Genomic DNA, 20,244 nt, shown 5'->3' on the forward strand with positions numbered 1-20,244 from the left:
GGGGGGGGACGATGGTACGGGCTCGGCTGCACGCGGAATTCCGCTACATCCACGAGCCGTTGCCCGCGGGCGACACAGCGATCCCGACGCTGGGCCACGAGTCGCTGGTGACGACGCTCCAGGAACGGCTCACGTACTCGCACGGCGGAGCGTTCCTCGTCACGGGCTTCCGCGGTGTCGGCAAGTCGACACTCGTGCTGCGGGCGCTGGCGCAGACGGCGAGGTCCTGGGGGCGGGGCGACCACCTGCTGCTGGTCCACCTCAACGTGGCCCGCGCGATGACGGCCGACCAGCTGCTCTTCGCGATCGTGCGCCGGGTGTTCGAGGCGCTGGACGACGGCGGGCTGCTGGCGCGGCTGCCGCCCGACGTCCTGGACTCGCTGGTCATGGCCTACACCCGCACGTCGCTGTCGTTCAAGCAGACGCAGTCCGAGAGCAGCGAGCGCGGCAGCTCGGTGGGCCTGGCGCCCTCCGGCGGCGGGCTCGCGTCGCTGAACCTGACGGGGCGGCGGACGAGGGCGCAGGCGCTGGAGACGTCCTTCCTGGCGTACTCCGAGACCGATGTCGAGCACGACCTGGTCCGTATCGTCCGGCTGCTGGGCGGTGACGAGGGCGGCCCGCGCCCGGTCCGCCGCGGGCGGTGGCGCAGACGCGGCCGGGACGAGCCACGGCTGCGGGTGCACCCGGTGATCGTGCTGGACGAGGTCGACAAGCTCACCGACAACCGCGAGGAGGCGCTCGCCGACTTCGAGCAGTTGCTCGGGCGGCTGAAGAACGTGCTGACCGTCCGCGGCGCGCACTTCCTGGTGGTCGCCGGGCCCGACCTGCACGACCGCGCGCTGAGCGAGGGGGACCACGGCAACGGCGTGTACGAGAGCGTCTTCAGCTGGCGCGCGTACGTCCCGTGCCTGTGGCAGGCGCCCCGGCGGCTGGTCGGCGGACTTGTCGCGGGCACACCGCTGGAGACCGCCGAGGGCGAGCCGGAGCCCGGCCCGGAACTGCTGGACGACCTGGCGCGCTACCTCGCCTTCAAGGCCCGCGGGGTGCCGCGCCGGCTGCTGCACGAGTTCAACGCGCTGGTCGCGTGGGAGGACGGCGCCCCGTACATGACCGTCGGGGCGGGCGACCGGGAGCGGGTGCGCTTCTACCGCGAGCTGGAGGAGATACTGGCCGGGGTCGGCGAGGGCCGGCCGCCCGGCATCGCCTCGCTGCCGATCGACGAGGACCGCCGGCGGCTGGGCGACTACGCCGTGGCCGACTGGGCGCTGCGCAGCCAGGGGCGCCCGTTCACCTCGGCCGACGTGATGAGCACCGCCGGGGACCAGCGGCTCGACCCGCTGCTGCGGGTGGCGCCCAACCGCACCGAGCAGGTGCTGCGCCATCTGGCGCGGGCCGGGGTGCTCACCCGCGTGCACGAGCACACGGTGGTGACCCGCTTCGGCGAGTCCCGCGACGGGGCGCAGCTGCCCAGCTACCGGCTGTCGGACGGCTACCGGCGGGCGCTCGCCGGATTCGCCCGCGGCAACGAGCGCGAACGCGCCGACCAGGGCGTCGTCTGGGCCTCCGCGGTGTCGGAGGTCTCGCGCGCGGAGCTCGTCGGCGCGCGGCCCGCGGGCGGCACCGGCGAGGACGACGGGACGAATTCCCGCAGCATGCCGCTGGTCGGCGTCCTCGCCGACGGCCGGTACGAGATCCGCGAGCTGATCGGGCACGGCGGCATGGGCTCGGTCTACCTCGGCCGCGACCGGCTCACCGGCGAGGACGTGGCGATCAAGCTCATGCACCACCGCCTCACCGGCGAGGACGACATGGTGCAGCGCTTCCGGCGCGAGGCGTCGGCCGGGCAGTTGCTGCACCATCCGAACATCGTGCGGATCCGCGGCCTGGAGATGTCGGACGGCGGCGAACCGGCCCTGGTCATGGAATTCCTCGAAGGAATTTCCCTGGCCGCCTACACGGGCCTGCACGGCCCGCTCTCCCCGGCCGCGGCGGTCACGGTGGGCCGCCGTATCGGGTCGGCCCTGGGGGCGGTCGAGAGGGCGAGGCTGGCCCGTATCGACCTCAAGCCCACCAACATCATCCTCCACCCGGTGCGCGGGCCCGTCGTCATCGACCTGGGCCTGGCCCGGCTGGTGGCGGGCGAGGACTCCATCACCCGGACGGGCGTACTGGTCGGCACCGTGGGCTACATGACGCCCGAGCACCTGACCGGCGGGCCCTACGACATCCGCACCGACCTCTACACGCTCGGGCTGGTGATGATCTACTGCCTCACCGGCGAATCGGTGTGGCGGTCCGCCGGGTCCGACGTGGTGACGACGCTGCACCGGATCGCCACCGAGGACGTCCCCGTGGACGGGCTGCCGGTGTCGGAGCAGCTGCGGGCGCTGCTCGGCCGGACCACCGCCCGCAGTCCCGGGGACCGCCCGTCGGTCGAGGGGTTCCTCGACGCCCTGCGCGACACGCCCGAGGGCGAGGTGACCGACTTCCTGTTCCGGTGAGGCCGGCCGCGGTGCGGATCACGCCACGGGCACTCAGGTGTGCCGGTGGTAGGCCTTGTTGGCGATGCGCCAGCCGTCGTCGGTGCGCACCAGCAGGAAGACGTCGGTGAAGCGGTCCGGGCCGTGGACCAGGGTCATCCGGGCGGTGGCCGCGCTGCCGTGGACGTCGACGGAGTCGATCCGCCGGGTGCGTGACGCCTCGTCCGGCGCGGGGCGGCCGGGGAAGAGGGCGCAGTAGTCCTCCAGCGTCCAGGAGACGAACTTCCCGTCGCGCAGGCCCTCGACGTGGGCGGTGGGCAGGAAGGCGGTACGGAAGTGCTCCGGGTCGCCGGTCGCGTGGCCGCGGGCGTAGGCGCGCAAGGGGGCGAGGACGGCCTCGTCCGCTGCGGGGGCGGTGGCGGCGGCCGCGATGTCCGCGCCGGGGGCGGCGGGTGTCGCGGCGAGCGCGGAGGCCGCGGGCAGCGGCGCGGGCGACGCGGCGGCCAGCAGGTCCATGTCCTTGGCCAGCGCGGCGAGGGTGAAGTCGGCGGTGGCGGGCGCCGGTCGGCTGCCGAGGAAGGGCCGTTTGCGGGCGGTGAGGCCGCCGAGCTGCCCTCTTTCGAGGACGTCCAGCACCTCTTCGCGCGGCAGGCCGAGGGCGTCGCCCTGCCGCAGGCACTCGCCCAGGGCGAGCACCGCGCCCGCGAGCCCGGCGTTGGCGACGAGCTTGAGCGCGGCCGCGGTCCGGGCGTCGGCGGCGGGGTGCACGGTGCCGAGGGCGTCCAGGACCGGGCGGGCCCGCGGCAGGGCGTCCGGCTCGCCCGCGGCGAGGATCCGCAGGGTGCCCGAGGCGACGGCGGGGACCGAGCCCAGGACGGGCGCGTGCACATAGGCAGGGCCCGTGCGGCGGGCGAGGTCCGCGGCCTCGGCGGGCGCGACGGTGGCGGTGTTGAGCACGAGGGCGCCGGGGCGCAGCGCGCCGCTGACCGCGTCGAGCACCTGGTAGCAGGCCTGACCGTCGAAGAGGGCGAGCAGGACGGTGTCGGCGTCCGCGACCGCGGCGGCCGGGTCGGCCGCCGCGGTGATGCCGGGTACGGAGCGGCCGGAGCGCGTCCAGCCGGTGACGTCGTGGCCCTCGGCGGCGAGGCGGGCCGCCATGGCGCCGCCCATACGTCCCAGGCCGAGGACGGCGACGGTATGTGCTGTGGTCATGCCGTCCAGGCTCGTCGGCCGTGAGCCATGCGACAAGTGAGAGATTCGCAGGGCTGCCCTGCGTGCGGCGCATGGCTGCCCGGCATACTGGCGGGCATGGACCTGACCGTGTGGCGGACCTTCGTGACCGTGTGCCGGCTCGGCTCGCTGTCGGCGGCGGCCGCCGAGCTGCACCACACGCAGTCCGCCGTCTCCCGGCAGATCGCCGGCCTCGAACGGCAGTTCGGCGTGCCGTTGCTGGAGCGGCACGCCCGCGGGGTGCGCCCGACGGCCGCGGGCGAGGTCTTCCGGCGGCACGCCCTCGCCGCGCTGCACGAGGCCGACCGGGCCGTGCGCGCCGTGCGCGAGCTGCGCGAGGGCGAGGCGGTCCGGCCGCTCGCGGTCGGCGCGACCCCCTCGCTCGCCGCCGGGATCGTCCCGCAGGCGGTGCGCGAGATGCTGGAGGAGGCCGGGCCCGTGCGGTGGAGCCTGCTGCCCGCGCTCAGCGCGGAGCTGCACGGCCGGGTGGCCGCCGGGGAGCTGGACGTCGCCGTGGTCACCGACGCGCCGCCGGGGCTGCCGCACGACCCGCGGGTGGAACAGCACCCGCTGGGGGCCGACGAGATGGTGGTGGTGCTGCCCACCGGTCACCGGCTCGCGGGCGGCGGGCCGCTGCGCATGGCGGAACTGGCCGGCGAGACCTGGGCCGAGGACAACGACGGCTCGGCCGCGCTGCTGCACCGGCACGCCGCCCGCGCCGGGGTGACGGCCCGGATCGACCTCGCCGCCGCGGACCTGCCCGGCAAGCTCGCGCTGGTCGCGACCGGCCACGCGGTCGCGCTGGTGCCCGGTGTGCTGGCGCCCGCGCTGCGGGCCGACGTGACCGCCGTGCCGCTCGCCGACCCTCCCGCGCGCGGCATCCACGCCCTGACCCCGCGCCGCGACCCGCACCCGCGCGCCGCGCTGCTGCTCGACCGGCTCGCGGAAGGCGTCAGGCGCGCCCGCGCCGGTGGGCCGCGACCCGCTCCCGGGTCGCGCAGCGCCGCGAGCAGTAGCGGCGCTCCAGGCCCCGGCTCCGGCTGACGAAGACCTCGCGGCAGGCGGGCGAGGCGCACACCGCGCCGGGCGGTGCCTGCCGCTCCCAGAGCAGGACGGTCAGCGCCATGCAGGAGGAGGCGAGGAACCACTCGTCCCAGGGCGCCTCGTCGTCGCTGTCGAGATGCGGGTGCCAGGGCGACGCGCCGCCGTGCGCGGTCAGCCGCAGCGGCCCGGTGTGCTCGCGCAGCAGCCGGTTGAGGACGTCGGCGACCTTGTCCGTGCGGCCGGCGGCGAAGACCTCCCGGAGCAGCGCGGCGGCCGCGCGCATCCCCGCGACGTCGGCGGCGGTGAGCCCGTCCGCGGGCTCCCCGTACGCGGTGAGCACCGCGGCGACCTCGGCGGGCGCGGGGTCGCCGCCGTCGAGGACGTTGACGAGGGCGGCGGCGCGGTCGGCCATCTCCTGCACGGAATGCCGGGCGGATCTGTCGTCGGCGGGGGGCACCGGGACACTGTAACGCATATTGCCGTGTTGTGCGTTACCTCCGTAACGTCTTCGGGATGGGAAGGCGTTACGGGCTGGGCGCGTATCTCGCCGGGGCGGTCGCGGCGCGCGCGGGGGACGAGATGTCGGGGCCCGCGCTGATGCTCGCGGGGTTCGCGCTCACCGGCTCGGCCGCCTCGGCGTCGGCGCTGCTCGCGGGGCTCACCGTCGCCGCGGCGGCGGGCGGCCCGGTGCTCGGGGCGCTGCTGGACCGCAGGGAGCGGCCGGGTCGGCTGCTGGCCGCGGCGCTGGCGGCGTACGCGGCGGGGCTGACGGCCCTGCTGGCGGGCCTCGGCAGGCTGCCGTTCGCGCTGTGCGTGGCGCTCGCGGTGCTCACCGGTCTCGCGGGCCCGGCCCTTTCCGGCGGCTGGACGGCCCAGCTCCCGCGCGTGGCGGCGCCCGCGCGGCTGCCGCGGGCGAACGCCCTCGACGCGCTGACCTTCACCCTGGCGAGCCTCACCGGCCCGGCCGCCGCCGGAGCCCTCGCGGAGGCCGCGAACGCCCCCGCGGCGGTGGCCGCCTCCGCCGCCCTGATCGCCGCGGCGGTCCCGGCGGCCTGGACGCTCCCGGCGGCAGGTCCCGCCCGGGCGGCAACGCCACGGGGCGTACCGTCAGCCGCCCCGCCCCGCCGGGCGACCGGCCCCACCTCGAAGCCGCCGGCGCTCACCGCGACGGCGCCCCCGTCCCCGGCGGAAGCGCCCGCGGCCACCGCGGCCGAAGCTCCACCGCGCCCGGCCGCACCTGTGCCCGCCACCGCTGAAAAGCCCCCACCGCCGCCCACGAGCGGCGTGCCGGGTAGCTCCGTGTGGCGGGAGCTCGGGGAAGGGGTGCGGGTCATCGGGCGGCGGCCGGGGTTGCGGCGGGCCACGGTCACGTCGGTGGGGTGCTCCGTGGCGCAGGGGATGCTCGCCGCGTGCCTTCCGCTGCTGGGGACGCGGGAGTTCGGGAGTGCGGGGCGCGGCACGCTGCTGCTCTCGTGCGCGGCGCTCTCCTCGCTCGCGGCGGGCGGTGTGCTCGCCCGTTTCCCGCGCGCCGCCGCGCCGGACACGGTCGTGCGGGTGGGAGCGCTGGTGCAGGCAGCCGCGTTCGCGCTGGCCGCCGGCTCCCGCCCGGCGCTGCTGGTAGCGGCGCTGCTGCTGGCCGGGGCCGGAGAGGGCCCGCAGCTCACGGCACTCTTCGCGGTACGCCACCGGGAGGCCCCGGAGGCCCTGCGCGCGCGGGTGTTCACCACCGGGGCAAGCCTGAAGATCACCGGCTTCGCACTGGGCGCGGCGGCCGCAGGCCCGCTCGCGGCCCGCTCCGTCCCGGCCGCCCTCCTGGCGGCGTCGGCCGTGGCGGCACTCTCGGCGGCCTGGCCGGGAGAGCAGCGCGGACCGCGCCGGGCCGTCGGGGCAGCCCGGCGCGTCGGCGTACCGGCGGGCCGGTCACGGCCCGAGGCGGCGCGCGGGACGGGCCGCCCGCGCGTCCGGGCCCCGAGGCGATGAGCCTGGCAGGTCGGAGCCGCCCGATAGCATCGCCACGTGTCATGAGGCGGACACCGGAGAGGGCCGAACATGCAGCTCGCTGGGGTTGAGGTCCGGGTGAACCACCCGGTTCTGGCGCTGGGATCGACCGACTGGCTACCGGTGCTGGGGCTGAGGGACGAGGCCGCGGTCGGGTGCGACACCCATGTGGTGGTCCGGGTCCAGGCTCAGGCGCGACTGGTCAAGGTCCGGCTCTTCACCCAGCCGCTCGACGAGGGGACCGGGCCGGATCCCTCCTTCACCACCGTCTTCGAAGGGCCGCTCTCGTTGGCTGACGGGCGGCTGGTCATCGGTGATGTCATGGGTGTGACGCGCTTCGTGAGCCTCATCGGTGAAGCGGGCAGGCGACGGATCCGCGTCGCTGTCGACGAGCCCGGCCGGAACGCGGCCGCGGTCGACATCTCCGTGGGCCCGAAGCTCTAGGGCGTGTCCGCGAAGTCCCGTCCAGGGAACGGCCGGCGCCTACGCGCGTCGGGGGTGTCGGACGCCTGTGGCATTGTGCGGCTCATGAACGACGAGCCGATCGACACGCAGAACCCCCGGCGCCGCGTCACCAATCCGCAGGAGGCCCTCGCGCTGCTGGAAGGCGCGGTACCCGGGCTGACGGAGCTGCGCCGGCCCGCGCGGGCGGTCGTCGACTGGGAAGGGTTCGAGAAGGGCCTCGGCACCCGGCTCCCCGCCGACTTCACGTACCTCGGCGAGTGGTACCCGGCCTTCGACATCGGGGGCTTCCTCCTCGTCCGGCTCCCCGTGCCCGGCAGGGAGAACAGCACGCTGCGGGGCACCCTCGACACCCTCGACGTGCTGGCCGACGTGTGGCTGGAGCCCGGGCTCGGCCTGTCGGCCCACCCGGCTCCCGGGGGGCTGCTGCCCTGGGGCGAGTCGTGCGACGGTGACAAGTTCATGTGGAGCACCACGGGGGAATCCCCACAGGACTGGATCGTCACGGTGGCTTCCCGGGGCGGGGCCTGGTGGCACTACGGCGGCGGCGCGGTCCAGTTCCTCGCGGACTACTGCACCGGAGCGCTGGAGCCCTGGGGGCTGCCGCCCATCGATCTGGAGATCCCCCCGTCCTGAGTTGCCGCTGCGGGCGCGCCCGTCCGGAAGGGACCGGCACCCGGACGGCCCCGGGTGAACGGCGCCGACGGACGCCGGTCAGTGCTCCGGCGCGCCGATGTCCTGCTCGGTCCAGATGATCTTGCCGGTGCCGGTCTGCCGGGTGCCCCAGCGGTCGGTGAGCTGGGCGACCAGCAGCAGGCCGCGGCCGCCCTCGTCCCATACCCGGGCGCGGCGCAGGTGGGGGGCGGCGCTGCTGCCGTCGTAGACCTCGCAGAAGAGCGACGCGTCGTCCCGGATGAGCCGCAGGCGGACCGGCTGGCGGCCGTGCCGTATGGCGTTGGTGACCAGCTCGCTGATGACCAGCTCCATGGTGAAGACGGCCTCGTCCAGGCCCCACGCGTCGAGCTGTTCGACGGCGTTCTTGCGGACCGAGGCGACCTCGGCCGGGTCGTCGGAGACGTCCCAGGAGGCGACCCGGTCGGCGCTCAGCGCGCGGACGCGGACCAGCAGCAGGGCGACGTCGTCGGCCGGCGGGGAGGGCAGCAGGGTGCGCAGCAGCAGGTCGCAGGTCTCCTCCAGCGGGCGCCCCGCAGTGGTGAGCAGCGCGCGCATGGTCTCCATCGCCGAGTCCACGTCCACCCCGGGCGCCTTGACCAGCCCGTCGGTGTAGAAGGCCAGCAGGCTGCCCTCGGCGAGCCGCAGGTCCGCGGCCTCGAAGGGGAGCCCGCCGATGCCCAGCGGCGGTCCCACCGGGAGGTCGGCGAAGACCGCCTCGCCCCCGGGGCTGACGACCGCGGGCGGCGGGTGGCCGGCCGAGGCCATCACGCAGTCGCGCGACACGGGGTCGTAGACGGCGTAGAGGCAGGTGGCGCTCATCTCGCCGAGACCCTGCTGCTCGGGGTCGGTGCTGTCGGACACGGCGGCCTCGCGGCCGAGCCGGGTGATGACGTCGTCGAGCCGGGTGAGCACCTCGTCCGGCGGCAGGTCGATGTCGGCGAGCGTACGGACGGCCGCGCGCAGCCGCCCCATCGCCGCCGCGGCGCGCAGTCCGTGGCCGACCACGTCGCCGACGACGAGCGCGACCCGCGCGCCGGACAGCGGGATCACGTCGTACCAGTCGCCGCCCGCGCCGCTGCGCGAGCCCGCCGGGCGGTAGCGGGCGGCGGCCTCGACGGCGGTCGGCGCGGCCAGGGTGCCGGGCAGCAGGCTGCGCTGGAGCATGACGGCGGTGGCGCGCTCGCGGGTGTACCGGCGGGCGTTGTCGACGCAGACGGCGGCGCGCCGGGCCAGCTCCTCGGCCACCCCGAGGTCGTCGGCCTCGTACGGGGCGGCGGTGCGGTGCCGGCAGAACATGGCCAGGCCCAGCGTGACGCCCCGCGCCCGCAGCGGCACGACCAGCGCGCTGTGGATGCCGTACTCCTGGACGGCTTCCTGCCGTGCGGGCGAGGCGGACCACCAGGCCAGCGTGGAGTCGTTCACCTGCTGCAGGAAGCCGTGCCCGGTCGCGAGGGTGCGGCCGGCCGGCGAGTCGGTGGGGTAGGTGTGCTTGTCGCCGAGCGCGATGACGGCTTCCGGGCAGCCGTCGAGCACCGAGCGCTGGGCGGTGCGGCGCAGCATCACGCTGCCCGGAGGTGCGGGGTCGAGCACGTCCTCGTCGCCGCTGAGCAACTGCTCCAGGAGGTCGACGGTCACGTAGTCGGCGAATTCCTCGGTGCTCATCAGGGCCAGCTCGTCGGCGGTGTGGAAGACGTCGAGGGTGTTGCCGATCCGCAGCGAGGCCTCGTAGACCATCGCGAGGCGGCGGCGGCTGCCGTGGTCCTGGTCGGGCGGTACGTCGCGGGCGTCGGAGAGCTGCGCGGCGGCTTCCTGCGGGAGGACGCGGACGGCCCAGCAGCGGGCGTGCGGGCCGGCGGCGCCGGGGGCGGGGGCGGCCCGGTCGGGAGCGGCCTCGTCGGAAGTGCCCGGAAGCGCCTCCGATTCCGTACCTCCGCCGAGGTCCGCGCCGGGCCCGCACGCGCCCCCGCCCGTCCCGTCCGGCGGCACCTGCGCCGCCGTCGCGAGCGGCTCCGCGCACCACAGGGCGTCGAGCCGCTCGCCGGAGCGGTCGTGGACCGGCGCGAAGGCCGTCCAGGCGGTGTCCGCGCCCCACGGCAGCAGGTCGGCCCGCACGCCGAGCAGCTCCTGGACCGGGCGGCCGACCGCCTCGGCGGGGGCGAAGCCCAGCAGTTCCTGCGCGTCGCCGCCCCACGCGGTGATCCGGCCCCCGGCGTCAACCGTGCAGGAGGCCGAGCCGCCCGGCGGCGTGCCGGCCGCGCCCCCCGCGCCTTCACCCCGGGGGTCCCGGGGCGGACCGGCCGCGCCGCCCGCGCCCTCACCCCCGGGGTCCTGGGGCATGCCGGGTCGCGCCTCGGGATCCCGGGACCGGGCTCGTGAGGCGTGCGGACGCGGTCCGGCGGCCCGCCGCCCGCGGTCACTGCCCAGCGTCGATCTCCGGCGGCGTGTCGGTGCCGCGGGAGCCTCCCACGGCCGGGGGTTCCTCCACCGGATCGACCCGCGGGAGCGGGGCGTCCCGGTCCGGCGGGCGGCCGCTCTCCTCGGTGACGAACCGGCCGACGGCCCGCGCGCTGTCCAGGAGCTGCGCGGGGAAGACGACCGTGCTGTTCTTCTCGGCCGCGATCTCGGCGAGGACCTGGAGATTCCGCAGTTGCAGGGCCAGCGGGTGGTCGGCGATGACGTCGGCCGCCTCGGCGAGCCGGCCGGCGCTGAGCGCCTCGCCCTCGGCCGCGATGATCTTGGCGCGCTTCTCCCGCTCGGCCTCCGCCTGGCGGGCCATCGCGCGCTGCATGGTGACCGGCAGCTCGATGTCCTTGAGCTCGACGAGGAAGACCTGGACGCCCCACTGCTCGGTGATGCCGTCCAGGATCTCCCGGATGGCGAGGTTGAGCGTCTGGGTGTCGGTGAGGACCTGGTCCAGCATCGAGCGGCCGACGATGTTGCGGACCGTGGTCTGCGCGATCTGCCCGACGGCCTGGGCGACGTCCTCGATCTCCACGATCGCTTTCACCGCGTCCACCCGGCGGAAGTAGGCGACCGCCGCGACGCCGATCGAGACGTTGTCCTGCGTGATGACCTGCTGCGACGGCACGGGCATCGTGACCGTCCGCAGACTGACCTTCCACATGTGGTCGGAGAGCGGAATCATGAAGTGGAAGCCGGGCTTGCGCACTCCGCGCAACCGCCCGAGCCGGAAAACCACTCCCCGCTCGTACTGCCGCACGATGGCGATTCCGAGGTTCGGCATGGCGCAGCCTCCCGCTGTCGGCTCCCTTCCAGCATCCCTCGCATCGGGCCCGGCCGCTCCGCGAGGATCACGTGAACGTGTGAAAATCCCCCGCGCGGGCGCGGACTCAGGGGCCGGGCGGCGACTGTCCGGTTTCCGCCGCCTCCACCTGGACCACGAGGGCCGCGATGTCGTCGTCGAGGCCGTCGCCGAAGCTGATCAGCCGGTCGTGCAACTGGTCGAGCAGCCCGCGCGGCGGCGGTGCCGGGTCCAGGCTGCGCAGCCAGGCCAGCAGCGGGAAGAAGCGGCCCTCGCGGTCGCGGGTCTCGGTGACGCCGTCGGTGTAGAGCAGCAGCTGGTCGCCGGGGGCCAGCACGACGGTGTCGACGGCGTAGTCGGCGCCGAGCAGCCCCGCCATGTTCAGCGGCGGGGAGGCGGCGGCGGGCTCCAGGGCACGCACGTCCCGGCCGCGGATGAGGACCGGCGGGGGGTGGCCGCAGTTGAGCACCGTCGCGTCACCGCCGCGGTGCGGGATCTGGGCCAGCACCGCGGTCGCGAAGCGCTCGGCGGACTCGTCGGACGGGAAGGACTCGCCGTAGCGGACCAGGCTGGTGTCCAGCCGCCGGGCCAGCGCGGCGAGGTCCGGCTCGTCGTAGGCGGCCTCCCGGAAGGAGTTGACCACCGCCCCGGCCACCCCCACCGCCGACAGCCCCTTGCCGCGCACGTCGCCGATGAGCAGCCGTACGCCGTACGGGGTGTCGGCCACCTCGTAGAGGTCGCCGCCGATCCTGGCCTCGGCCGCGGCGGCCAGGTACAGCGTCTGGACGCGCACCCGGCCGATCCGCGGCGGCACCGGCCGCAGCACGACCGACTGCGCGGCCTCGGCGACCGACCGGACCTGGAGGAGGGCGCGCTCGCGCCCCAGCCGGACGTGGCACGCGTAGCCCGCGGCGGCGGTGACGGCGGCGATCGCGGCGCCGGTGAAGAAGACGGCGTGGTGGTGGTAGGTCAGATCGAGGATCAGCACCACGACCAGCGCCAGCACGCCGAGGCCGACGGTCGCGGCCACCGACCAGCTGGAGGCGGCGAGCGCAGGCGCCGCGGGCAGCATCCGGCTGACGGCGATGTCGCGCGGAGTGACGACGGCCGCCACGCCGATCGCCAGGGCCAGCAGGATCGGTGCCAGCAGGGCGAGGCCGGACCGGCCGTGCGCCGTGCGGCGAGGGCCGGACCGCCTGGTCGTCGTCACATCAGTGAGCCTAATGGGACGAACCGGATTTTCCGCGCTGCCCGGCGGTGGAGGAGGACCCGCGAGCGGCACCGTCCGACACAGGGTCAACTCCCGGCGCCGCCGTATCGTTCCCGCCCCGGCTGTGACTTTTCCCCCACCTGTCGGGCATTACGGGCGCGGCCCCGGGCGGGTCATACTCCGGGTCGCTCCGCGGGGACCTCCCCCGCGGGATACCCAGAGAAACGGGAGTTCATGACCTCTCCGACCTCACGTACGGTCACCGCCGACGCGGCGGGCAGCTGGCGGCTCGGCGATCTGACGGTACGCCGGATCGGGCTGGGCGCGATGCGCCTGACCGGCACCGCCGCCTTCCACAACGGGGTGCCGCGCGACCGCGGGCAGGCGCTCGCGGTGCTGCGCCGGGCGGTCGAGCTGGGCGTCGACCACATCGACACCGCGGCCTTCTACTTCTCCTCGCTGCGCTCGGCGAACGAGCTGATCAACCGGGCGCTCGCGCCGTACCCGGACGACCTGGTGATCGCCACCAAGGTCGGCCCCGGCCGGGACCCGGACGGCACCTGGCTGCCGGCCGCCCGGCCGGACCAGCTGCGCGGCCAGGTGGAGGAGAATCTGCGCCAGCTCGGCCGCGACCACCTGGACCTGGTCAATCTGCGCGTCATGCCGTCGATGCCGGACGGCAGCATGGCCGAGCGCATGGGCGCGCTGGAGGAGCTGCGCACCGCCGGGCTGATCCGCCATCTGGGGGTGTCCAACGTGACGTCCGCCCAGCTCGCCGAGGCCCGCGCCGTCGCTCCGGTGGTGTGCGTGCAGAACCTGTACGGGCTCGGCGACCGGCGCAGCGCCCCGCTGGTGCGCGAGTGCGGCGAGCTGGGCATCGCGTTCGTGCCGTTCTACTCGATCGCCGGCAAGGGCCGGGAGCTGGGCGCGGGCACGGCCCCCGGGGACACCGACGAGGCCGTGGCGGCCGTCGCGGCGGCGCACGGCGTGTCGGCGGCGCAGGTGCGGCTGGCCTGGACGCTGCGGCAGGGCCCGCACGTGCTGGCGATCCCGGGCACCGGCGACCCGGACCACCTGGCGGACAACCTCGCCGCGGGCACGCTGCGGCTCACGGACGAGGACATGGCGCTGCTAGACGCGGCCGGGCCGACGGAGCCCGCCGAGTGAACGCGCCCGGCGTGGCGGGGCCTGCCGACTGAACGCGGGCGGGATCCCCTCGTCCGACAAGTCCTGAATCAACTCATCCGATGTTTCGAGGTCATTGCACAGGACGCAATGACCTCAACGGCCCGCAGAATGCCGCTCTTTGCGGACAATTCGCCAATCCGGTCCGGGCCCTTGACGGGATGTTTGGTTCAGCAGTTGAATCCCTGCGTACCGCCAACCGCGGTTTCGGAACCACTCAGCGCGGTGCGCGTCACGGGACTGCGCGCACCTCCCCCCACCGCAGGTCAGCCCGAATCCAGCGGACTCCAGCACGGCCGTGGCCGGGTCAGGCCACGGCCGTGCCCGGGGCCTGAGTTCACCTGTTGAAGTTGAAACGGCAACAGCAGGTGATGCGCGCTCAGTCCACCGTCGCGCCCGGCCGAGGCCGCCGTGCGCCGCCGTTCGGAGAGATTCCATGGCAGTTTCGCGTCGTACGTTCATCGGAGCCGCGGCGGGCGGGACCGCCGCCGCGGCGCTCACCACGCTCGGCACCACCGCCACCGCGTCCGCGGCCCCCGCGGCGGCGGCCGCGAGCGGGCCCGGGGACGTGGTCGGCAAGATCACGGTCGGCTACCAGGGCTGGTTCGCCTGTGTCGGCGACGGTTCACCGATCAACAGCTGGTGGCACTGGAGTCAGAACGGCGGGCAGGCGCCGTCGCCGTCGAACACGACGATCGTGGCGTGGCCGGACGTGCGGGAGTACACGAGGACGTACCAGACCGGTTACGCGGCGCTGGGGAACGGGCAGCCCGCGACGCTGTTCTCGTCGTACGACCAGCAGACGGTCGACACGCAGTTCCTGTGGATGCAGCAGAACAGCATCGACACCGCCGCGCTCCAGCGCTTCAACCCCACCGGCGGCGAGGGTCCGAACCGGGACGCGATGGCGGGCAAGGTGCGCAGCGCCGCCGAGTCGCACGGCCGGAAGTTCTACATCATGTACGACGTCAGCGACTGGACGACCATGCAGTCGGACATCAAGGCCGACTGGACCAACAAGATGAAGGCGCACACCGCCTCCCCGGCCTACGCGAAGCAGAACGGCAAGCCGGTGGTGTGCATCTGGGGCTTCGGCTTCGCCGACAACCAGCGGCCGTTCACGGCGGCGGCCTGTCTCGACGTACTCAACTGGTTCAAGGCGCAGGGCTGCTACGTCATCGGCGGGGTGCCGACCTGGTGGCGTACCGGCGACCGGGACTCGCGGGCGGGCTTCTCGGACGTTTACCACGCCTTCGACATGCTCAGCCCGTGGCTGGTCGGCCGGATCGGCAACGTCGCGGACGCCGACAACTTCTACAACCAGGCGACCGTGCCGGACATGGCCGAGTGCGCGGCGCACGGCATCGACTACCAGCCGTGCGTGCTGCCCGGCTCGGTCACCGGACGGCAGCGCGCGCACGGCGACTTCATGTGGCGGCAGTTCTACAACATGTGCCGCGCCGGCGTGCAGGGCATCTACATCTCGATGTTCGACGAGTACAACGAGGGCAACCAGATCGCCAAGACCGCCGAGTCCCAGGCCTTCGTGCCCACCAACTCCGGCTTCCTCGCCCTCGACGAGGACGGCACCGCCTGCTCCTCCGACTACTACCTGCGCCTGACCGGCGACGGCGGCCGCATGCTCAAGGGCCAGATCGCCCTCACCGCCACCCGCCCCACCCAGCCCACGGTGGGCACCTCCCCCGGCGGCGGCACGGGCACGGTGGTGAGCCTGCGGGCACGCGCCAACGGGAATTACGTCACGGCCGAGAACGGCGGCGCGTCCCCGCTGATCGCCAACCGCACCTCGATCGGGCCGTGGGAGCAGTTCGACCTGCTCGACCAGGGCGGCGGCAACGTCGCGCTGCGGGCGCACGCCAACAGCCAGATCGTGTGCGCCGACAACGCGGGCGCCTCGCCGCTCATCGCCAACCGCACGTCGGCGGGGCTGTGGGAGACCTTCCAGCTCGTCCACAACTCCAACGGCACCGTCAGCCTCAAGGCCCAGGTCAACGGCCTGTACGTGACGGCGGAGAACGGCGGGGCGGCCGCCCTGGTCGCCAATCGCACGGCCATCGGCGGCTGGGAGCAGTTCGACCTCGTCACCGGCTGACGCGACGTCGCCAGCCACTGACCCCCGCGCGGGCACGCGGGGCTTCGGGAGGGCGGGCGGGTCACCCCGGACGGGCATCCGGGTGACCCGCCCGCCCGTCGAGTGGCGCACCGGACGCGGCCGGTCCACCGTGGTGGGATCCGCGTCCGCCCTGGTGGCGGGCGGTTCCGCGACCGGACGAGGAGCGCCATGGCCGACGCCGCAGGGAAGGGCGCGAGGCCGCGGAATCTGGTCCTGGCAGCGATGATCTTCGCGGTCGCGATGACCTTCATCGACCAGACCATCGTGTCGATCGCGGTGCCCGACATCCAGAACGAGCTGAAGCTCTCCAACACCGGCGTGCAATGGGCCGTCAACGCCTACCTGCTCGCGCTCGCCGCGCTCTTCGCGTACGGCGGCCGGCTCGCCGACACCGTCGGGCACCGCCGGGTCGTGGTGTGGGGCGTACTGGTCTTCGCGAGCGCGTCGCTGCTGTGCGGGCTGACGCCGACCGGGAGCGCCGCGCAGGCCTGGATCGTCTTCTTCCGGGCGGTGCAGGGCGCGGGCGGCGCCATCATGTTCCCCGCCGCGCTGGGCATCGTGGTGCAGACCTTCGCGCTGCGCGAGCGCGGGCGGGCGCTCGCGCTCTTCTTCGGCATCGCGGGCGGCCTCACCGCCGTCGGCCCGATCCTCGGCGGCTACCTCACCGAATGGACCTGGCGGGCCATCTTCTGGGTGAACATCCCGGTGGCCGTCGTCGCGCTGGTGCTGATCGCGCTGTCCAGGCCGGAGACCGAGCACCGCCCGGCGCCCATGGACTACCGCGGGCTGGCGCTGATCGCCGCGGGCGTGACGCTGAGCGTCTTCGGCTTCCAGCAGGCCGAGATCTGGGGCTGGGGCAACCCGGGCCATCGGCCTGTCGATCGCGGGCGGCGCGCTGCTGCTGGTCGTCTTCGTGGCCGTGGAGCTGCGGACGGCGGAGCCGCTGATGCAGGTGCGGATCTTCCGGGTGCGGGCCTTCCTGGTCGAGAACGCGGTGCTGGGCATCGCGATGCTCACCTTCATCCCGGTCTTCTTCTTCGCCAGCGAATACGCGCAGATCGCGCTCGGCAAGTCCGCGTCCGAGGCGGGGCTGTACCTGCTGTACTTCTTCCTCGGCTTCGTCGTCGCCTCGCAGATCGGCGGCCGGATGCTGGACACCCGGGGCGCCAAGCGCCCGGTCTCGCTGGGCTGCGCGCTGTCCGCACTGGGCTTTTTGCTGTGGGCGGGCAAGGTGACCGACCTCGACTTCTCCCACCAGATGTGGCAGGTGATCCTGGCCGGCGCCGGGATGGGCATGATGCTCAGCCCGGCCAGCACCGACGCGGTCAACCGCGCCTCACGGCTGTCGTACGGCGAGGCCACCGGCATCACCCAGACGGTGCGCAACTACGCGGCCTCGCTGGGCCTCGCGGTGCTGGGCACGGTCTCGGTCACCGAATTCCGCCGCCATCTGACGCATTCGCTCACCGCCCGCGGGCTGCCGCCGGATCAGGCCGCCGACCAGGCGCGGACCATCGCGCAGGCGCATACGACGGCGCAGGGCGGCAGCGGCACGATCCCGGCCTTCGTGCGGATGGACTTCGCCGAGTCGACGCGTACGGTGCTCTACTGCATGGCCGGTGTCATGGCGGTCGCCGCGGTCGTGGCGCACTTCGGCCTGCGCCCGGGCCTCCAGGAGGAGCACCCCGACGACCCGCCGCAGGTGACGCCCGACCGCTCCTGAGGCCCCCGGTCTGGGGGTGCCTTGTGGGTCTCCGTGGAGGAAGGAGCGGGGTCCGGTGCGTGCAGCTGCAAGGCGGAGGAGGGAGGCAACGCGGAGCGTTGTCGACCGACGACAACGCAGCAGATGTGCGTGCCGGGGCACGCGACGCCGCGGAGACCCACAAGGCACCCCCTAGACTCTTCTGGCACCGGCCTGTCCGAAACCGACCGGAGGCAGGCCGTCCATGCCCGATCCCGAGGGGTATTCGGCACTTTGATACAGATAGAGTCAGTTACCAAGCGATACCCCGACGGCACCACGGCGGTCGACGGCCTGTCGCTGGAGATCCCGGACGGCTCGATCACCGTCCTGGTGGGCCCGTCGGGATGCGGGAAGACCACCACCTTGCGGATGGTCAACCGGATGGTCGAGCCGACCTCCGGGCGGATCCTGCTGGACGGCGCGGACATACGCGAGCAGCCGGTCAACACGCTGCGCCGGTCCATGGGCTACGTCATCCAGAACGCCGGGCTCTTCCCGCACCGCACCATCGTCGACAACATCGCGACCGTCCCCCGCATGCTCGGCTGGGACCGCGGCCGGGCCCGGGAGCGGGCCCGCGAACTCATGGACCGCGTCGGCCTCGACGCGGGGCTCGCCAGGCGCTACCCGTACCAGCTCTCCGGCGGCCAGCAGCAGCGCGTCGGCGTGGCCCGCGCGCTCGCCGCCGACCCGCCCGTGCTGCTCATGGACGAGCCGTTCTCCGCGGTCGACCCGATCGTCCGCAAGAGCCTCCAGGGCGAACTGCTGCGGATCCAGGAGGAGCTGGGCAAGACCATCGTCTTCGTCACCCACGACATCGACGAGGCCATCCGGATCGGCGACATGATCGCGGTGCTGCGCACCGGCGGTGTGCTGGCCCAGTTCGCGCCGCCCCACGAGCTGCTCAGCTCGCCCGCCGACGCCTTCGTCGAGGACTTCCTCGGCACCGACCGCGGCATCCGGCGGCTGTCCTTCTTCTCCTCGCAGGGCCTGGAGCTGCTGACGGAGCCCGTGCTGCCGGTCGGTGCGGACGCCGAGCGCGCCGCGCGGGCCGCCGCGACCGGGGCCCCGTACGTCCTGCTCACCGACGCCGACGGCCGGCCACTGGGCTGGGCCCCGGCACAGGACGCCGCCGCGGCGGCGGGCAAGGGTGCGGAGGGGCTGCTGCCGCACGGCAGGCCCTTCGCGGCCGGGCGCGAGTCACTGCGGGACGCGCTGGACTGCGCGGTGCTCTCGCCGACCGGCTGGGCGGTCGCCGTGGACGGCGAGGGCGCGGTCGCCGGGGTGGTCTCGCAGGAGGCCATCGGCGCCGCGATCCGCAGCGCGCACGCCACCGGCCCGGACGGCGGCGGCGCCGGCCGGGACGTCGCCCCCAAGGCCGGGGCGGCCACATGAGCGGCACGGGCTTCTTCGACATCCCGAGCGACCTCCAGCACTCCTACCTCGGCCTGGTCGGGCTGCACGTCCAGGAGGCGATGATCCCGGTCGGGATCGGCCTGGCGGTCGCGCTGCCGCTGGGGCAGCTGTGCGTGCGCTTCCGCTGGATCTACCCGCCGCTGCTGTGGGTCACCACGGTGCTGTACGCGATCCCGTCGCTGGCCTTCTTCGTCTTCCTGATCGACTGGACCGGCGCGACCAGGACGACGGTGATGATCCCGCTGACGGTCTACACGCTGGTGATCCTGATCCCGGCGATCGTCGACGGCGTCAGATCGGTGCCCGAGGAGACGATGTCGGCGGCCACCGCGATGGGACTCGGACCCGTCCAGCGCTATCTCAGGGTGCAACTGCCGCTCGCCGTACCGGCGATCTTCGCCGGGCTTCGGGTCGCGACCGCGTCCAGCATCAGCCTGGTGAGCGTCGGCGCGATCATCGGCAACCAGGGCGCGCTGGGCAACCTGCTCCAGGACGCGATCCTCTACCACCGCTCCAACCTGGCGCTGAACTCGGTGCTGTCCATCGCGGTGCTGTCGGTGCTGATGGACATCGTGCTCGTCGTGCTGCGCACCGTGCTGACCCCGTGGCTGCCGCGCGGCACCCGGGCCGCGGACCGGGCGGCGCGCGCCGCCGCCGTCGAGAAGTCCGGGCCCGCACCGGCGGAGGCCGCGTCATGAGCCTCTTCCACTTCATCAGCGACTTCTTCCGGGACGGCGCCAACTGGCACGGCGCGTACGGCATCCCGCACCGGCTGCTGGAGCACCTCCAGTACACCTTCACCGCGCTCGGCATCGCCGCCGCCCTCGCACTGCCCGTGGGCCTGGTGACCGGCCACACCGGGCGCGGCGGCAACGCGCTGGCGCTCATCGCCACCGCGGCCCGGGCGCTGCCCAGTTACGGCCTGCTGGTGCTGATGTTCTTCTGGCTGGGCCTGGGCCTCACCCCGGTGATGATCCCGCTGGTGGCACTGGCCGTGCCGCCGATCCTGGTCACGACCTACGAGGCGATGCGCACCGTCGACCCCTCGCCGGTCGACGCGGCGCGCGGAATGGGCATGGGGCCGGTCGCGGTGCTGCTCCAGGTCGAACTGCCCATGGCGCTGCCGCTGGTGCTCAGCGGGCTGCGCTCGGCGGCGATCCAGGTGGTCTCGACCACCGCGATCGCGGCGACGGTCTCGCTCGGCGGCCTGGGGCGCTTCGTCGTCGACGGCCTCTACCAGTACAACTACCGGATCGTGGTGGGCGGGGCGACGCTCATCGCGGCCCTCGCGCTCGCCATGATCGGGCTGTTCTGGCTGGTCGGACGGGTGATCGTGTCCCCCGGCGTACGGCGCGGCCGGTGACCGGACCGTACGCCGAGGGCGTGCACCGATAGCACATCTGA

At 74.3% G+C, this 20,244-nt stretch carries 16 protein-coding genes and 1 pseudogene; 12 read left to right on the forward strand and 5 right to left on the reverse strand.

Going from position 1 to position 20,244, the window contains the following annotated elements; all coding sequences use genetic code 11:
* Positions 1-11: 11 nt before the first annotated feature.
* A complete protein-coding gene (locus ACH4SL_RS22770) occupies positions 12-2,501 on the forward strand; it encodes a protein kinase (protein WP_398448335.1) in 2,490 nt (829 codons plus the stop codon).
* Positions 2,502-2,534: 33 nt separating this feature from the next.
* Here the strand turns inward: ACH4SL_RS22770 and ACH4SL_RS22775 are convergent, their stop codons facing one another.
* Entirely contained in the window at positions 2,535-3,692 is a 1,158-nt protein-coding gene (locus ACH4SL_RS22775) for a nuclear transport factor 2 family protein (protein ID WP_398448336.1), read from the reverse strand.
* 96 nt (positions 3,693-3,788) lie between these two features.
* Between ACH4SL_RS22775 and ACH4SL_RS22780 the strand changes: the two genes are divergently transcribed.
* Positions 3,789-4,754, forward strand: coding sequence for a LysR family transcriptional regulator (locus tag ACH4SL_RS22780; RefSeq protein WP_398448338.1), 966 nt, complete (start codon positions 3,789-3,791; stop codon positions 4,752-4,754).
* On the opposite strand, the gene ACH4SL_RS22785 is transcribed toward ACH4SL_RS22780, so the two are convergent.
* Positions 4,663-5,229 carry a CGNR zinc finger domain-containing protein gene (locus tag ACH4SL_RS22785; protein WP_398448340.1) on the reverse strand — a complete coding sequence of 189 codons (567 nt, stop codon included), beginning with the start codon at positions 5,227-5,229 and terminating at the stop codon, positions 4,663-4,665. The genes ACH4SL_RS22780 and ACH4SL_RS22785 overlap by 92 nt on opposite strands.
* Positions 5,230-5,267: 38 nt before the next feature.
* Here ACH4SL_RS22785 and ACH4SL_RS22790 point away from each other — a divergent pair, with 38 nt between their 5' ends.
* The 3 genes from ACH4SL_RS22790 to ACH4SL_RS22800 all read left to right on the forward strand — a co-directional run bounded on the left by ACH4SL_RS22790 (position 5,268) and on the right by ACH4SL_RS22800 (position 7,850).
* Positions 5,268-6,734: an MFS transporter gene (locus ACH4SL_RS22790; protein ID WP_398448342.1), complete on the forward strand. Its 1,467-nt coding sequence runs from the start codon at positions 5,268-5,270 to the stop codon at positions 6,732-6,734.
* Positions 6,735-6,830: 96 nt separating this feature from the next.
* Positions 6,831-7,196, forward strand: a complete 366-nt coding sequence (locus tag ACH4SL_RS22795; protein ID WP_398448344.1) for a hypothetical protein — start codon at positions 6,831-6,833, stop codon at positions 7,194-7,196.
* Between the two features lie 84 nt (positions 7,197-7,280).
* Positions 7,281-7,850 carry an SMI1/KNR4 family protein gene (locus ACH4SL_RS22800; protein WP_398448346.1) on the forward strand — a complete coding sequence of 190 codons (570 nt, stop codon included), beginning with the start codon at positions 7,281-7,283 and terminating at the stop codon, positions 7,848-7,850.
* A gap of 78 nt (positions 7,851-7,928) precedes the next feature.
* On the opposite strand, the gene ACH4SL_RS22805 is transcribed toward ACH4SL_RS22800, so the two are convergent.
* From ACH4SL_RS22805 to ACH4SL_RS22815, 3 genes are all read right to left on the reverse strand, one after another.
* Positions 7,929-10,226 carry a SpoIIE family protein phosphatase gene (locus tag ACH4SL_RS22805; RefSeq protein ID WP_398448348.1) on the reverse strand — a complete coding sequence of 766 codons (2,298 nt, stop codon included), beginning with the start codon at positions 10,224-10,226 and terminating at the stop codon, positions 7,929-7,931.
* A gap of 76 nt (positions 10,227-10,302) precedes the next feature.
* Positions 10,303-11,133, reverse strand: a complete 831-nt coding sequence (locus ACH4SL_RS22810) for a slipin family protein (protein ID WP_398448350.1) — start codon at positions 11,131-11,133, stop codon at positions 10,303-10,305.
* 106 nt (positions 11,134-11,239) lie between these two features.
* Complete coding sequence (locus ACH4SL_RS22815) at positions 11,240-12,361, reverse strand: PP2C family protein-serine/threonine phosphatase (RefSeq protein WP_398448352.1); 1,122 nt, start codon at positions 12,359-12,361, stop codon at positions 11,240-11,242.
* A gap of 234 nt (positions 12,362-12,595) precedes the next feature.
* On the opposite strand from ACH4SL_RS22815, the gene ACH4SL_RS22820 reads away from it, so the two are divergent.
* The 7 genes and pseudogenes from ACH4SL_RS22820 to ACH4SL_RS22850 all read left to right on the forward strand — a co-directional run bounded on the left by ACH4SL_RS22820 (position 12,596) and on the right by ACH4SL_RS22850 (position 20,203).
* The gene (locus ACH4SL_RS22820) at positions 12,596-13,528 is read left to right on the forward strand and encodes an oxidoreductase (protein ID WP_398448354.1); all 933 of its coding nucleotides are present in this window, start codon (positions 12,596-12,598) and stop codon (positions 13,526-13,528) included.
* A 454-nt stretch (positions 13,529-13,982) separates the two neighbouring features.
* On the forward strand, positions 13,983-15,659 hold the full coding sequence (locus ACH4SL_RS22825; RefSeq protein WP_398448356.1) for a xylosidase: 1,677 nt from the start codon (positions 13,983-13,985) through the stop codon (positions 15,657-15,659).
* Between the two features lie 261 nt (positions 15,660-15,920).
* Positions 15,921-16,385: pseudogene (locus ACH4SL_RS22830) on the forward strand (MFS transporter); the annotation flags it as partial.
* Positions 16,386-16,593: 208 nt separating this feature from the next.
* Positions 16,594-17,403, forward strand: coding sequence for an MFS transporter (locus ACH4SL_RS22835; protein ID WP_398448358.1), 810 nt, complete (start codon positions 16,594-16,596; stop codon positions 17,401-17,403).
* Between the two features lie 252 nt (positions 17,404-17,655).
* The gene (locus ACH4SL_RS22840; protein WP_398448360.1) at positions 17,656-18,819 is read left to right on the forward strand and encodes an ABC transporter ATP-binding protein; all 1,164 of its coding nucleotides are present in this window, start codon (positions 17,656-17,658) and stop codon (positions 18,817-18,819) included.
* Positions 18,816-19,538 carry an ABC transporter permease gene (locus tag ACH4SL_RS22845; protein WP_398448769.1) on the forward strand — a complete coding sequence of 241 codons (723 nt, stop codon included), beginning with the start codon at positions 18,816-18,818 and terminating at the stop codon, positions 19,536-19,538. The genes ACH4SL_RS22840 and ACH4SL_RS22845 overlap by 4 nt, the downstream gene beginning before the upstream one ends.
* Positions 19,535-20,203: an ABC transporter permease gene (locus tag ACH4SL_RS22850; protein WP_398448362.1), complete on the forward strand. Its 669-nt coding sequence runs from the start codon at positions 19,535-19,537 to the stop codon at positions 20,201-20,203. Before ACH4SL_RS22845 ends, ACH4SL_RS22850 begins: the two co-directional genes overlap by 4 nt.
* Positions 20,204-20,244: the final 41 nt, after the last annotated feature.

This window comes from Streptomyces sp. NPDC021020 (genome assembly GCF_044333285.1).
In the GTDB taxonomy this organism is placed as follows: Bacteria; Actinomycetota; Actinomycetes; order Streptomycetales; family Streptomycetaceae; genus Actinacidiphila.